At 57.0% G+C, this 13,347-nt stretch carries 20 protein-coding genes and 1 tRNA gene; 11 read left to right on the top strand and 10 right to left on the bottom strand.

Features of this window, described 5'->3' with window-relative positions:
* Window positions 1-184: 184 nt before the first annotated feature.
* From AC515T_RS14010 to AC515T_RS13980, 7 genes are all read right to left on the bottom strand, one after another.
* The gene (locus AC515T_RS14010; RefSeq protein WP_432780497.1) at window positions 185-475 is read right to left on the bottom strand and encodes a phage holin family protein; all 291 of its coding nucleotides are present in this window, start codon (window positions 473-475) and stop codon (window positions 185-187) included.
* Complete coding sequence (locus AC515T_RS14005) at window positions 468-821, bottom strand: putative holin (RefSeq protein WP_496532968.1); 354 nt, start codon at window positions 819-821, stop codon at window positions 468-470. Before AC515T_RS14005 ends, AC515T_RS14010 begins: the two co-directional genes overlap by 8 nt.
* A 204-nt stretch (window positions 822-1,025) precedes the next feature.
* Window positions 1,026-1,493: a hypothetical protein gene (locus tag AC515T_RS14000; protein WP_496532967.1), complete on the bottom strand. Its 468-nt coding sequence runs from the start codon at window positions 1,491-1,493 to the stop codon at window positions 1,026-1,028.
* Window positions 1,494-1,821: 328 nt separating this feature from the next.
* Window positions 1,822-4,521, bottom strand: a complete 2,700-nt coding sequence (locus AC515T_RS13995; RefSeq protein WP_496532966.1) for a bifunctional DNA primase/polymerase — start codon at window positions 4,519-4,521, stop codon at window positions 1,822-1,824.
* Window positions 4,518-4,724, bottom strand: coding sequence for a TraR/DksA family transcriptional regulator (locus AC515T_RS13990; RefSeq protein ID WP_496532965.1), 207 nt, complete (start codon window positions 4,722-4,724; stop codon window positions 4,518-4,520). The genes AC515T_RS13995 and AC515T_RS13990 overlap by 4 nt, the downstream gene beginning before the upstream one ends.
* Complete coding sequence (locus AC515T_RS13985; protein ID WP_042956599.1) at window positions 4,717-5,205, bottom strand: phage regulatory CII family protein; 489 nt, start codon at window positions 5,203-5,205, stop codon at window positions 4,717-4,719. The genes AC515T_RS13990 and AC515T_RS13985 overlap by 8 nt, the downstream gene beginning before the upstream one ends.
* A gap of 141 nt (window positions 5,206-5,346) precedes the next feature.
* Entirely contained in the window at window positions 5,347-5,595 is a 249-nt protein-coding gene (locus tag AC515T_RS13980) for a YdaS family helix-turn-helix protein (protein WP_217861813.1), read from the bottom strand.
* A 136-nt stretch (window positions 5,596-5,731) separates the two neighbouring features.
* Between AC515T_RS13980 and AC515T_RS13975 the strand changes: the two genes are divergently transcribed.
* The 11 genes from AC515T_RS13975 to AC515T_RS13925 all read left to right on the top strand — a co-directional run bounded on the left by AC515T_RS13975 (window position 5,732) and on the right by AC515T_RS13925 (window position 11,658).
* The gene (locus AC515T_RS13975; protein WP_496532964.1) at window positions 5,732-6,457 is read left to right on the top strand and encodes a S24 family peptidase; all 726 of its coding nucleotides are present in this window, start codon (window positions 5,732-5,734) and stop codon (window positions 6,455-6,457) included.
* A 337-nt stretch (window positions 6,458-6,794) separates the two neighbouring features.
* On the top strand, window positions 6,795-7,364 hold the full coding sequence (locus tag AC515T_RS13970) for a deoxynucleotide monophosphate kinase family protein (RefSeq protein WP_496532963.1): 570 nt from the start codon (window positions 6,795-6,797) through the stop codon (window positions 7,362-7,364).
* A gap of 10 nt (window positions 7,365-7,374) precedes the next feature.
* Window positions 7,375-7,650 carry a hypothetical protein gene (locus AC515T_RS13965; RefSeq protein ID WP_496532962.1) on the top strand — a complete coding sequence of 92 codons (276 nt, stop codon included), beginning with the start codon at window positions 7,375-7,377 and terminating at the stop codon, window positions 7,648-7,650.
* Window positions 7,647-8,021, top strand: coding sequence for a hypothetical protein (locus AC515T_RS13960; protein WP_496532961.1), 375 nt, complete (start codon window positions 7,647-7,649; stop codon window positions 8,019-8,021). The genes AC515T_RS13965 and AC515T_RS13960 overlap by 4 nt, the downstream gene beginning before the upstream one ends.
* Window positions 8,018-8,260 carry a pyocin activator PrtN family protein gene (locus AC515T_RS13955; RefSeq protein WP_432780490.1) on the top strand — a complete coding sequence of 81 codons (243 nt, stop codon included), beginning with the start codon at window positions 8,018-8,020 and terminating at the stop codon, window positions 8,258-8,260. Before AC515T_RS13960 ends, AC515T_RS13955 begins: the two co-directional genes overlap by 4 nt.
* Before the next feature lie 57 nt (window positions 8,261-8,317).
* Window positions 8,318-8,452, top strand: a complete 135-nt coding sequence (locus tag AC515T_RS13950) for a hypothetical protein (protein ID WP_496532960.1) — start codon at window positions 8,318-8,320, stop codon at window positions 8,450-8,452.
* A 77-nt stretch (window positions 8,453-8,529) separates the two neighbouring features.
* Window positions 8,530-8,949, top strand: coding sequence for a hypothetical protein (locus AC515T_RS13945; protein ID WP_496532959.1), 420 nt, complete (start codon window positions 8,530-8,532; stop codon window positions 8,947-8,949).
* Window positions 8,946-9,491, top strand: a complete 546-nt coding sequence (locus AC515T_RS13940) for a phosphohydrolase (protein ID WP_496532958.1) — start codon at window positions 8,946-8,948, stop codon at window positions 9,489-9,491. The genes AC515T_RS13945 and AC515T_RS13940 overlap by 4 nt, the downstream gene beginning before the upstream one ends.
* Entirely contained in the window at window positions 9,488-10,303 is an 816-nt protein-coding gene (locus tag AC515T_RS13935) for a DUF2786 domain-containing protein (protein ID WP_496532957.1), read from the top strand. The genes AC515T_RS13940 and AC515T_RS13935 overlap by 4 nt, the downstream gene beginning before the upstream one ends.
* Before the next feature lie 48 nt (window positions 10,304-10,351).
* Entirely contained in the window at window positions 10,352-10,588 is a 237-nt protein-coding gene (locus tag AC515T_RS13930; RefSeq protein WP_042956657.1) for a DUF4224 domain-containing protein, read from the top strand.
* Between the two features lie 2 nt (window positions 10,589-10,590).
* On the top strand, window positions 10,591-11,658 hold the full coding sequence (locus AC515T_RS13925) for a tyrosine-type recombinase/integrase (protein WP_496532956.1): 1,068 nt from the start codon (window positions 10,591-10,593) through the stop codon (window positions 11,656-11,658).
* A 21-nt stretch (window positions 11,659-11,679) separates the two neighbouring features.
* Here AC515T_RS13925 and AC515T_RS13920 read toward each other — a convergent pair whose 3' ends face one another.
* The 3 genes from AC515T_RS13920 to AC515T_RS13910 form a co-directional block, all read right to left on the bottom strand.
* Window positions 11,680-12,729, bottom strand: a complete 1,050-nt coding sequence (locus AC515T_RS13920; protein WP_496532955.1) for an LPO_1073/Vpar_1526 family protein — start codon at window positions 12,727-12,729, stop codon at window positions 11,680-11,682.
* Window positions 12,719-12,976, bottom strand: a complete 258-nt coding sequence (locus tag AC515T_RS13915) for a hypothetical protein (RefSeq protein ID WP_496532954.1) — start codon at window positions 12,974-12,976, stop codon at window positions 12,719-12,721. The genes AC515T_RS13920 and AC515T_RS13915 overlap by 11 nt, the downstream gene beginning before the upstream one ends.
* Window positions 12,977-13,200: 224 nt before the next feature.
* A tRNA-Cys gene (locus AC515T_RS13910) sits at window positions 13,201-13,274 on the bottom strand.
* Window positions 13,275-13,347 lie beyond the last annotated feature (73 nt).

The raw sequence follows: 13,347 nt of genomic DNA, 5'->3' as shown, positions 1-13,347 counted from the left end.
TTGGCGTCCTTCAGCTTGGGCGCGGTCTTGTGGTCAACGACGGTAGCGGCGACAGGCCGACGATCCGTTGAACACATCGTGCAATACGGGAACTGACTCAAGTACCCGTCGCGAGCCTTCTGCCAGCGGTACCCGTAACCACGCGCCGCGCTGCTGCCTCTTCGCCCATCCGATACCGTACCCATCAGCCCATCTTCCAAACACGCGCCAAGTTACCCGCACTCTGGCAGACCGAACCGACAAACACCGCGAGCAACAGCACCAATGGCCAAGAGTTGGCAGGCATCACGAGCAGCCCCTTGCCGATGTACACCACGGCAGACCCAGCGGCGACCATCACCAGCCAGGCCAGACAGCTCATGTCCCTGCGGAATCGAGCACCGCGCCGACGGAACGTGAACAACCGAACGAACAACGCAACGCACAGCCAGAACGTAGCCTGCGTCATGATTTGCGGTACCAGAGGACTATCCATCCTGCCTCCCTTGCTGATCAGCAACGAGGCCGCGCCGCTTGATGACGGCCAGCGCGACAGTAACCACCACAACCGACGCACCAAATGCCGCCGGCCCGGTGTACTTGAATGGCCTGGTGCCGAACAGCTCAACTTCAGCCATACCAGGGGCGAACATGTAACCCATCACGAAAGACACCAGCAGGAACAGAACACGCTTCCAGACTGGCAACTCCTCCGTAGTGGTGAAGAACACCAGCGAGCCAGCCAATGCACCAATCACGGCGAGCATATCGACACCCGCCATCAGGCCAGTTGCAGCCAGTCCTACACCACCGGCCACGACAACAGTTGCCGGCTCACTCATGCTGATTACTCCGTCGCAGACACCCAAGGGGCCGAAAATAAAAACCCCGCCGAAGCGGGGTTAAGTGACCGGCCCAGGGTGGCCGGGTGAAGCTGCACAGCACGTGCGAGGTAAGCGCCGAGGCGCAAATTCCATATCTTGGGGACTTTTTACCCTTGGAGTACGGAAACGAAAAGGGGCTATTTTCGGTCCAACCGTTCGACGCTACTTTGACGCAACTTTGAGGTAGGTTTGAAGGAAAGAGCCACGACGAGCGGTCAGCTGTGTTCGCTTCCGGGCCCGCTCGGTAAGTGCCTGCAACAACCGAAGGTGAAGCGCTTGCACATGGTCATAGTAAGTCTGCTTTGCCCCTGGGCTCAGATCGAGCAAATGCATCTGCATAGCGATTGTGGGTGCAGGATCACCCCCATACCTCAGCACAGCCAAGCGCGCCAAGCGCTCGCCCTTCGCATCTTGCCGCTCAACATCAGCAAGGGCCGCCTCAATTTCCTGCGCGACCCCATCCGGCCCAGCTCCACCGCCCATGATAATCCTAGGCCCCGGAGTTCCACGCGGTGCACAGCCGCCCCATTCCATGATTGACCCCATCGGACTCCCCATGCTGCCGGTCGAGCCGTTCTGCCGCCATTGGGCCGCCCAGTGCTTCAACAGCTCTTCAATCTCAGGAATCATCACCCTTCTCCCCGAAAAACCGAACCCGACACAAAAAACGCCTTACCCAACACAACCCCAACACAACAAAACCCCTTAAAAATCATAGACCTTAGTAAATATGTGTAATGTGTGTTGAGTGTGTTGGGTTTATTCGTCCTCGCATGGATAGTTTTTTCGGTCATTGTTCTGACGTGTAAATGTCGCGCACATGCGCGCACGCGAAGGCAAACCCAACACACCCCACACAGAGCCCGCAAAGCCGCGTGGTTCCGGCCCTTAAACTGTGGTGGGTACTCGAAACCAACCCAACACACACCCGACACACCCAACACACTTGTTGACGTATTCATGCCGCAGCCGCCTTGATATGGTCCCAGTTTTCGACGTTCCAGCCGGCCAACTTCGCCCGGGCGCGCCATTCCACCACCTGCTTGCCCAGTTGGGCCGCCTTGAGTGATGGGGTCGGGGAAGCATCAGGATCCAACGGAAAAAAGAACGCACCGAATCGCCGATTGTTGCCATCGGTCCAGGGTATCGCCCGGGTCTTGTCCACCTCGGAACTGACGAAGAGCGAGAACTTCGTCTGACTCATCACGTGTTCTTTGTTGCGCTGGCACCATTCGAGGAACAGTGAGTAGAGGTCTGTCGACAAGCACGGGCCCCACAGACCATGTCCGAGTTCGCCATATTTCCAAAGGTGCAGGAACGTTTGCCAGCCGGCGCGACTCAGCGCCACCAACCGTTCACGCGCATCTGTAGACGGCGGACGCGTGCGTTGGTCGAAGTCACCGAGATCTATCGACAGCAGCCACCCATACAGAGCCGCCACGCCGCCCGCTTGCAACTCCTTGCCGATCGCCTTCTGCCGTTCCACCGGCAACGTCTCTTGCGGCCACATCACCAGCATCCGCCGATCGCTCTCGCTGATGGGCCACGGCAGTATCTCGTTGCTCAGGAACACGGCGTTCATGTGGTTGGCCTCTTCCCAACCGTTGATGAACTTCGACTCCATGCGCACCGTCTTGCCGGTGACCAGGTGCTTGATCTTGCCCACCTGGTTGTACCGTTGATCGCGGCTTACAACTTCCTCGAATACCGACCACAACTTGCGGCTTTGCCAGGCATTGAAATTGCTCTCCAGCTGGGTTTGCCCGACCGTAGCTGCATACTGCCCGTAGAGCATCCCCAAGGCATCGGCGAACAGCAGGCTCTTGCCCGATCCCTCCATGATCGAATGCATGAGCACGGCGGTATCCATCTTCGCGCCCAGGTGTTGAAGCGGATAGGCGAGCCAACGCGTCAGCCAGCTACAGGCTTTCTCGTCGTGATTGCAAAGGAACGAGATCAACCAGCGCAGGTTCGCGCACGCCTCGTCATCGCGGACCGGCTCCAGGGGCAGACCGTCGAACGTGTTGATGTAAACGCTTGGGTCTTTCGTCATCGTTGGGTCAAACACGATGTGATCAACGTCTACGACACGCCGGGCGCTACTGTTCAACCACAGCGCATACGAGTCACCCAACGCCATCTTCACGGCACCTTCAGGAACGCGCCGCTTCTTCTCCCGATCCCAGACATCCTTCGTGCCGTCGATGTACACGTACCGGTCAGTGGGCGACATACCGAACGCGCCGCCTTTCTTGCCAGCCATCCGCCGCGACTGCTCGATGTCGCGAACATGTTCGTCCGAGATGAGCTTTCGCTGCTCGGTATCCTCCAACCACTGTTTCGCAATCGGCTTACCAACCCTCGCCTCGAACGCGGATTTCTTCATCACCCGCGACTGGTCGAAGTCCCATACGTGAGTCGTGCCCTCCACTAGCGCGAAACGCCGCAGGACCTGCTCAATGGTCAACGATCCCCCCGCACCCCCATCCACAGCCGGAGCGCCCTCGCTAGGGGCTGCGCTAGGGTTCGGCTCGGGGCCTCCGTTCGATGGGGCCGGGGGAAGATCTCGCACATCTGGGCGTGGCGAATGCTGCATGCCCAGCATTCGCGCCGCGTCCTTTACTGCCTTCGATTGATCCCCGTCGTGCTCCAGCAAACAGAACACCTCGAACGCATCGTTCTGATGACCGTTCGCCAGCGGGTCAGCGGCATGATGGGAGTACACCTTGCCGTCGTCACTGACCGTAACACCCGGCAGGCCTGTGCTGCTTTGAGGGTACAACCACTTGCTGCCGCGCTTGATATAGCCGTGAGCGCGCAACAGCTCTTCAACGTTGTGGCCTCGGTTGAACTCGTCGATAACTGAAGGTGGTTTGCCGGCTGCCGGCGCGGGTCGTTTTATCACTTTCGCCGGCGGACGCTTCGGCTTGGGCGCCCATGGGCAAGCGGACTCGGCGTCGCGCTTAAAGATGTCCCAGTTTTGCCAGATAGCCAGCAGATCGGCAGGCAACACTGGCAGCCCTTCCGTTGCGCTCGGAGGCGTCCGCCAGACGTAGGGCTTTCCGGTACCGGGATGGATCGACGGCGGCAGGACATCCTGCACCAGACCCGCACGGAGCTCCAGCACGGTGAAGCGCTTGTACTGCTCCGATTCAAGCTTGGCGGCCGCCTCCCCTTCGACGTCACCGGCCGCTTTCGCGGCCCGGGCCTTCGCCGTCAATGCCTTGTAAATCGTCCCGTCTGGGTCGTTTTCGTTCGGCCAAGCGAGCGAATGTCTGTTCAGCTCAACGCCTTCAGGCACTTGGAACAGGATACGGAAGCGCGCCGGATTACCGACGACAGTTGGGAAAACCAGCGCCATCGCATCCAGATCCAGGCCCAACAGCTCGTACAGGACATGCCTGGTCCATTGCACGTCATCTACATCCAGCGAGCAAACGCGGCTCGGACCCAGAACGACGCCGAGATTATGATTGGGGTGAGCCTTCCAAAAAGCTTCAGCGGTGTCCGCCGAAGTGAAGTACCCGCCCGGTTTGTTCCACCCCTTTCCCTTTGGAGCTTTTTCACCTGGTTCAATCGAAACGAGGGCTAGGCCAAAGGTCCCGATGTATCGCCGCGCCCACGCTTCTGTGGGCACGCTGTTTGCCGATTCACTCATCTACGCCGCTCCCGCAACCCCTGACAACTGACACAGGTTTCGCAACCCTCGATAGTCTGCTGACGAAGTAACGGGATGGGCTCGTCGCAATCCTCGCAAAATTGCGCACTGATGCGGGACCTGGGTACGTGTCGATTCCGATGCAAAGCTACGTCGAGAAGGTACTGGGCCTGGTCGTTGGCGCGATCGATGTCATCAGCCATTTTCGCGTTCCTCCATGGCCTGGCGGGCACCAGCCATGATGCCCAGCACCGCACGGATCACGTCGACGCCGTGCTTCTCCAGCAGCGCCACTTCGTGCGGCTCCCACACGTTGTCGGCAGCACCTTCATGCATGCTTGATACGAACTCGCCGGTTTCGTGCAGCAGGCGGCCGACTGACTTCAACGCCTCTTTGGTCGGCGCCGCCGGCTCGGGCTTGTACCAGACCATTCCCGCAGGCCGCATAAGAGCATCCAACAACTGCGGATTGCCGGTCAGCCGAATGACCTCCTCCAGTTCATCGGGATCAAGCCAACGGCGTTCTTCATCGTGCTTGAGCTTCTTCTGCAGGGTGTCGTAGTCGATCACCATGTCCAGAGCCAGGGCCGTGACGCCACCTTTGTAATCGTGGCCGGCCCGGTACAACGCTTTGCGAAGCGAAAGAACCGGCCCGAAGGCCGGTGAATGGTTTGAAGTGCTCATAACCGTAAATTCCCCATTTACGGCCTAGCCAGAGGAACGGGCACGCCCTATCCTACGACCACGACCGATATGCATGTGCTGTGTGTCGTCGTAGCCGGGCTGGGGGATTCTTTGGTGAGAGGCCCCAGCTCGGCGTCTCTTTCAAGCTGCCCGCAGGTCAGCAGGTAGCAAAAAAACATCAGGGCGGAGCGCATCGCGCGCTATACCCGTCTTTAACTCAACTCGTAGCACGAGCTCAGCGGGCAACTCCCCCTTCCTAAACCAATAGGAAACGAGCTGCTGCGAAACCGGTCGATCTTCGGTCGACACCAGCACCGCGAACGCGGCCTGACCACCGGCAAGGCTGATGGCCTCTGCTAGCGCCTCTCGCTTGGAATTCGAAATGCCCATCTCAACCTCTGGATCTGAAGTACGAGGCAAAAATACAACTAAATTTGTTAAGCGACAACATGTTTTTATGTTGGATCAAATACAAATCTTTTTGTAGCCTTCGTCAATGAGCGAATCGACCCCCAAGCCAAGCCGCATGGCCACCATATTCAAGACCCGTCGCGAAGAGCTAAACCTCACTCAAGAGGATATCGCCAGCAGGGTCAGCGCCCGTCTGTCCCCGCCAAAAAAGCTCACGCAGCAGGTTTATGCTGCGTTTGAAAAAGGCAAGACCCAAACGACCAAACATGCCCTCACCATCGCGCAGGTGCTGGACATCCCCCTTGGCGACTTGGACGAAAATTGGAAGATGCCGGTGCTGAGAAGTGGTACAGCGCCCGACGGAAAGATAATTGCCGCTCAGGTACAGCTATGTGATGAGGAATCTCCACTCCACGATGAAGTAGAGGTTCCCTTGCTCAAGGAAATAGAACTGGACGATGGTTCAGGGCACACAACAGTTAGAGCACAAGGCACATTCAAGCTTGGGGTTACCAAAAAATCCCTGGAAGATATGGGCATCCAGATTGAGGATGTAGTTTGCATTGAGGTTTCAGGTAATAGCATGGAACCCGTCATCCCTGATGGTGGCAAAGCTGGCGTTGATCGCGGGCGCGCCAATGTGAAGGATGGTGATATGTTTGCGCTTCTTCACAACGGTCAGCTAAGGGTCAAGATGCTTTATAGGATGCCGCGCGGCGGGCTTCGCATGCGGAGCTTCAACCGGGAGGAACACCCAGATGAAGAATACCCGGCAGATCAAATCCGCGACGAGCAGATCGAAATTTTGGGGCGGATCTTCTGGTACTCAGTCATCCGATAATTTCTCTAGCCCCTGCAAATTAAGCCCGCCAACGCGGGCTTTTTTTCGATCTCAACAAATTTAACAAAAAACAGCGTTGACCTAATTACAAATAAACGCGTATTGTTGTTTCGTACCCCTCTCACCAAAGAGTACGAGACATGCAGACAACACAGCACAGCCCCACCCGCTGCCCGGTCTATCTGCACCCGGCAGCTTGCACCAGCCCGAAGGCCGTTGAGGCAATCCAAAATCGCACTGGACTGCTGGTCATCGTCAACACTGGCCGCACCGCGCCTACCCTCCCCCCTCGCTCTGTTTCGGCAGATGACGCGGGACCGTGGGGAGGTGACGCAGCATGAAGCCCATCCTTATTGGCCTCACTGGCCGGGCCCGAACGGGCAAATCCACAGCTGCCGGCCACCTGATGCGCAATCACATGCTTGAGCATTACGCATTCGCGGATCCGTTGCGCACCGGCTTGATGGAAATATTCAACCTGGACGCCGATGACTTCGAGGGTGACCGAAAGGAACAGCAAATCGACTGGCTTGGCAAATCACCACGCGCCCTTATGCAGTCCATGGGCACTGAGTGGGCACGCCAGACGGTGCATCCGGACATCTGGGTAAAAATCGCCGAACAGAACCTGAACTACATGGAGAACGCCCTCAACGATGTGATCGGGTTCGTAATCAGCGACGTGCGCTTCGAGAACGAAGCTACGTTCATCCGCCGCCGCGGCGGCACGATCATTCACATCCATCGACCGGACGCACCAGCAGTTAACCCGCACATCAGCGAGGCCGGTATCCAGGGCCAACCCGGAGACCTGACCGTCTTCAACACGGGCACTCAGGAAGCCCTGCGGCTCCAGATCGACGAATGCGTTCATCTCGTTCGCACCGGCACCGTACGGCCCGCGTGAGGTTTCCGCCATGAATCGCACCCTCGATCAAACTGCTGCCGTTCTCGGCTTCAAACCCCGCGTGTTCCGCGCCAAGCTCCGCGACCTGCGGATCCTGAATAGCTCCGGCGATCTTGCGAGCCATCACCGTGACGGCGGCAACTTGTTTTCCGACCCGCGCACCGTGCTGGTCGGCAAATCCAAGTGCCCCAAGCATTACGCCGTGGTGATGGTGACTGAAACCGGAGTGCAGTACCTGGCGAAAAAGCTGGGAATGACGATCACTCACAAGGACGCCGCAGCATGAAGCCCAACGCAATCAACTCCGCTGTAGGCGCCCTAAAGCTGGTGCCCATGTTTCTGAACCACCCGACGGTGATCAGTCGCGCCACGCTTATTGGCGCCTCTGCCGAAGCCGTTCAACTGCTGGAAGCCTTGCCCTGCGTCTCGGTTGAACTAGCGGAAGTGTTCCGCTGCGTAGATGCAGTGATCGGTGACGGACATGTTGCGTACGTGACCCCGGTCAACTGCCCGGAATACCCCTATGGCGCCGTCGTCTCGGACGCCAAGGGCAACGTCTTGGCGGCGGCAAAGGGCAAGAGCAAAGAAGGCCTCGCCGAACTGATCCGCCTCAAGCTGGTGCCCCAAATGGAGGGGCACGGGGGAGGAAGCGCGTGAGCACCACCTTGGAACAACTCCGGCGCCAGTTCGCCACGCCATGCCCGAGCCTGACCGCTGTGCGCGAGCAGTACTTCACGCACATCCGCACCGACCGCTATCTGCTGAGTGAAATCAAGGCCGGCAGGATCAAGCTTGTGGTCAAGCGCCTGCACTGCTCGGCCCGCGCCAAGCCTGTCGTTTACCTGCACGACCTAGCCGCCTACCTCGACGCGCAAGCAACGAAGCAAGCGGCCTGATTCAAACGGTACCCCTGCCGACCAGGGGCAACAGACCAACCCAATGAGGCACAGCACATGAGCAAAGCACGCCCTTTCATCGACACGCTGCGGGACATCGAAGCCGGCGGCCTGCTGGACGAACTCACCGAGACCCAGCACAGCCTGATCGACGCCATCAACGACGTGCCGCTGTATCAAGCCACGTTCTAACTAACTCCCTGCAACACCCCGTCGCCGGCCTCTCACCAAAGAATCCCGGCGGCGGGCTCTACTGAGGCATACAGCACATGCAAATCGAAACCACCATAATTGCCATAGGGTTACTGGCCGGCTGGATCTCAACTGCTTTCTTTCTGGTAAAGGCCGCTAAAAAAGCCCACGCACGCGGAATCGCAAAGGGCCTGGCCGGCGCGAGCGAACTCCACACCCAAGAGGTCCAGGGCTTAAGACAAGACCTCCACCGCCAAATCGCACTCCGCAAGGCTGACCGTACTCGGTATCAGCCTGCCTGCACGCTTGCGGATCATGAGATGCTGACCAACGTCGGGCTGACGCTTCGGCTCGCCGGGGAAACATGGCAAGCATTCCCAGGCGCCGAAAGCATGGTTAAAAAAGCGGACCAACAGCAGCGGGAGCTCATCTCTTTCACCGCAAAAATATGGGTTTCTGCCTACCCGGGCCATCCAGCCGTGGAGGATGCGGCATGACGTGGATCCTGACGTATAGCGGCCAGCAATTCGACCTACTGCGCCCTACCCCCGCCATGGTCAAGCCGGTAGACATAGCCCACGCGCTAGCCCGGCTGTGCCGCTTCAACGGTCACACCCACCAGCACTACAGCGTTGCGCAACACAGCCTGATTGTTGCCAGCCTAGTTCCCGACGCCCACCAGCTGGTGGCGCTGCTTCATGACGCGACCGAAGCCTACATCGGCGACATGACGCGCCCGCTCAAAGCGCTTATGCCCGAGTACCAGGTAATTGAGCAGGGAATTTGGCTGGCTGTTTGTGAACGCTTCGCCATGCGGCCCGACCTGCCTTGCAGCGTCAAACGCGCCGATCTCGTTGCCCTGGCCACAGAGCGCCGCGACCTTATGATCTCCCACCCCGGCGAGTGGGAATGCCTTAACTCGATTTCCCCCATGTCCGAACCCATCAAGCCAATGCCCGCCGAGGAAGCGAACCGCCAATTCTTCGGGCAACTGGTGAAGCTGATGCAGCGAGCGGACCATCGGAGGGCGCACGCATGACCGGCGACCAGATCGACGAAAAGAAGCTCGAACGAGCGATCCGCAAGATCAAGCACTGCCTGGCGCTGGCCCAAAGCGCCAACGAGAACGAAGCCGCCACGGCGCTGCGGCAGGCACAGGCATTAATGCGCGAGTATCGGCTGACCGAAGTGGATGTAAAGTTGAGCGACGTCGGGGAAGTCGAGTCGGCCCTCTTCCGTGCCAAACGTCGCCCGGCTTGGGATCAACAACTGAGCCTCGCCGTAGCGGAAGCATTCAGCTGCACGACCCTGCGGCGTCGGAAGTGGGGTTCGGAAAAAGGCCAGGTCATCGAGCGCGCAATATTCATCGGCGTTTCTCCGGCCCAGAACATTGCCCTGTATGCATATGAGGCCCTGCACACCAAGCTCACACAAGCGCGCAAGGAATACTGCTCATCGGTCAGGTCTGGAATTCACCGTAGTGACTACTCCGCCGAAACCGCCGGCGATCACTTCGCGCTGGCGTGGGTTTGGGAAGTCCAGTCGAAGCTGAAAGCGCTTATCCCTCAAGACGATGACGATCGGCTCGTCCAGCGCGCCAGCAGCCAAGACCTCGTCGCGACTCAGGCGCAGGACAAGGCATTGATCAGTGAGTACCTCGCTACCCAGGACATCAAAGAGTCGCGGAAAAGCAAGGGCGTCGAGCTGGATCTGAACGCCCAGATCGCCGGAATGCGCGCCGGGCGCAATGTTGAGCTGCACGTGGGGCTCACACGCGCCGGAGAAGATCTTCTTGGGCTTACCACCAGCGTTTCACAGACGCCCTCCACGTCGCAACTGGCGGACCGATAAATGACTACAGCCACCACCGCAGCGATCAGCCCAGTCGGAGCCCATACCATGGAATTCCTGAGTGAAACCCTAACCGACGACGAACTGGCGGCCATCACCGGCTACAAGACCCCGTCCTGCCAGCGGCAATGGCTCACGCGTAATGCATGGCAATTCGTTTTGACGGGCGCCCAGCGTCCCGTCGTCGGGCGTGTATATGCCCGCCTCAAACTGGCCGGAGTCAAACCTACTGCTACCAACGCCGTGGCCGAAACGTGGACCCTCGACTTATCGCGTGTGGGATAGCGATGCGCCCGAGAAAAACAGCAAACCGGGACTTGCCGCCCCGGATGATCCGCCGCGAGCGGAAACGAAAAAGCGGCTACGTTTGGGTGAGCTACTACTACGACGGCAGGACTGCCGACGGAAAGCGGAAAGAGATCCCGCTTGGCAACGACCTGGACGAAGCAAAGGTTGAGTGGGCTCGCCTTGACCGCAAGGCGGTCCCAAAGCCGTCTCACCTAATGGGGAGCGTGTTCGATAGATATGAATGTCAGGTCATGCCAGGGCTGACAAAAGGCACCCAAGACGATTATCAGAAGGGACTTAGGCAGTTACGCAAGTCGTTCGAGCTGGCCCCAGTGGATGCAATGACACCCCAAGTTATCGCCCAGTATCGTGACACTAGGTCCGCCAAGGTTAGAGCGAACCGGGAAATTGCTCTACTGTCGACGATCTTCACCCACGCCAGGGAATGGGGCCTGACTGACAAGGCTAACCCCTGTTCACGTTTACGACGGAACAAGGAGACACCTCGTGATTTCTACGCCGGGAACATTGTGTGGGATGCCGTGTACGCCCAAGCGCCGGCAGAGTTGAAAGACGCTATGGACCTTGCCTACCTCACAGGACAGCGCCCCGCCGACGTGTTAAAGGCCTCCGCTGCGGACATCAACAACGGGTTCCTGCTGGTTGGCCAGGGCAAGACTCAGAAGCGTTTGCGCATCCAGCTCCACAACGGCACAGACGCGTCCAACCTCAGCACCTTCCTGGACGAGCTAATCGACCGCCGGACGATGGCGGGCATTCGAACCTCCACTCTCATAACCAACAAGGATGGGTTACGTATGAGCTATGCCATGTTGCGTAACCGATGGGATGAAACCCGGGAAAAAGCGGCAGTGAAAGCAGCAACTGATGGAGACACCACGCTCGCCGCTACCATACGTCAGTTCCAGTTCAGGGACATTCGACCGAAGGCTGCTAGCGAGATTGCAGACCTAACCGACGCCAGCCGCTTGCTCGGGCATTCAAAAGAAGAGACAACTAAGAGAATTTATCGCCGCGTTGGTGAAATTGTCAAACCTACAAAATAACCAAATCTACTACATATCCATTTAATTAACCCAGATAGAGAGATCGGCAAATTCAGTTTTTATGATGCGCTTCAAATTGGCGTGACCTATGGCCATGCCAACGCTAGTCAAAGTAAACATTTTCATGTTGGAGCCATTCCAAACAGAAAACACTTGCGCCATATACGGACGCAACTCTACGCATTTAGACTGAACTTGCCCGGTGGTCATCAAGGAAGAGTGATAAAAACCTCTAATTTTTTGTGCTGTTGCCTCATCAACATTATGAACCGATAACATTTCGTCCAATTTTTCTTGATTAGCAGCTGCTATCTGGTATTTATCTGGATCATTAAGACAACGCATGATAAACGAATTAATAATTTCCTGAGGCAGCGCCGCCTCAACTATTTGAGCTTCTTCAACGCCAATGGAAAAAAAAACCGAATAGTTCTTTAGAAGCAGATCTCCGAAACTTATTTCTCCCATTTGAACTGCACCACAGCCAGTAAACTGAAGATGTTGAAACGCGGCGCCATTTGCAGCTAGCTCATCCACCAGCGGCTGAAGATGTTCGTCTAGATAGTTACAAAAATCAGCCATATTTGACAGGCCATTATGAACTGCATGACGAGTTATAAAAATCAAGGAAAGATTCGCTACATGCTTGCTAGTTAATTTAGGCGCAACATCAAGCGACTCGTTCAAAACTATCTGTAGTATGTCTCTCTGATCCTGTTTACTTCTGTCTACTAGAAGATCTACCAGCAAATCACCCAAATCGCGGTCGCCAGTCCTGCCATATTGCTTCTGAACTGTATATAGGGCATGCTGAAAATCCGGATCGACAGCTTTATCCAGCCCTTCAGGGTATTCACGCTCCAGCTTTGATATAACTTGTTCGGTAATCTCTTCCACTCGATAGCTCATGGTGTCTCTAGCGACACCTGACAGTTCGTAAAACGTCGCCTTTGCTACATCTAAGGCAATTGCTCGGGCGTCCGCCACCGATATTCCATAAGTTACGTTGCCTCCTGCTTGTATCGCGACACCCCCAGCGCCAACATCCTGACTCTGTTCTTTATTGAGCATTATTTTTGCCCCCAGCTTGTATGTTGCCCAGGTTAGCGTCTCCACCGGCCTGCACAGCGACGCCACCATCGCTCACTGTCTGAGACTGGCATGCCTTGTTACGAGACTGGCGCTCACCAAGCCAAAGACCTATCAGCCCAGCGAGCGAGGTCACGGCAGCAATACCTGGCTCGTAGTCAGGGTCGAACCAAAACCAAGCAATACTAGCTACGAAAGCGACCGCGGTTAACAGCTTTATGAAGAACATATCCACTCCTTGATCGTTTTAAAGATTCCATTGGCGCCGCCTAGCTTGGCGAATACGTGAAGGAATCGCGGGTGCTGCAATGCTAGCGCAATGCCACAACGGAGTCATGGTGCACGTCAAATAATGGAGATTTGCGGAACACTAACCAAAAAATGCGGAACACATCACCTAACGACAGGCATAAAAAAACCCCGTAACTCATTGAGCTACGGGGTTTTTAATAGTGGAGGCCGAAGTCGGAATCGAACCGGCGTAGGTGGATTTGCAATCCACTGCATAACCATTTTGCTATTCGGCCTCAATACGTTTGATGCAATGCAACCACATCAACCGCGATACAAACCTGATCAGGAAAAAAGCCACTTACTCAG

Source organism: Pseudomonas sp. FSO-7 (assembly GCF_059579345.1).
This window is presented reverse-complemented; position numbering and strand designations above follow the sequence as displayed.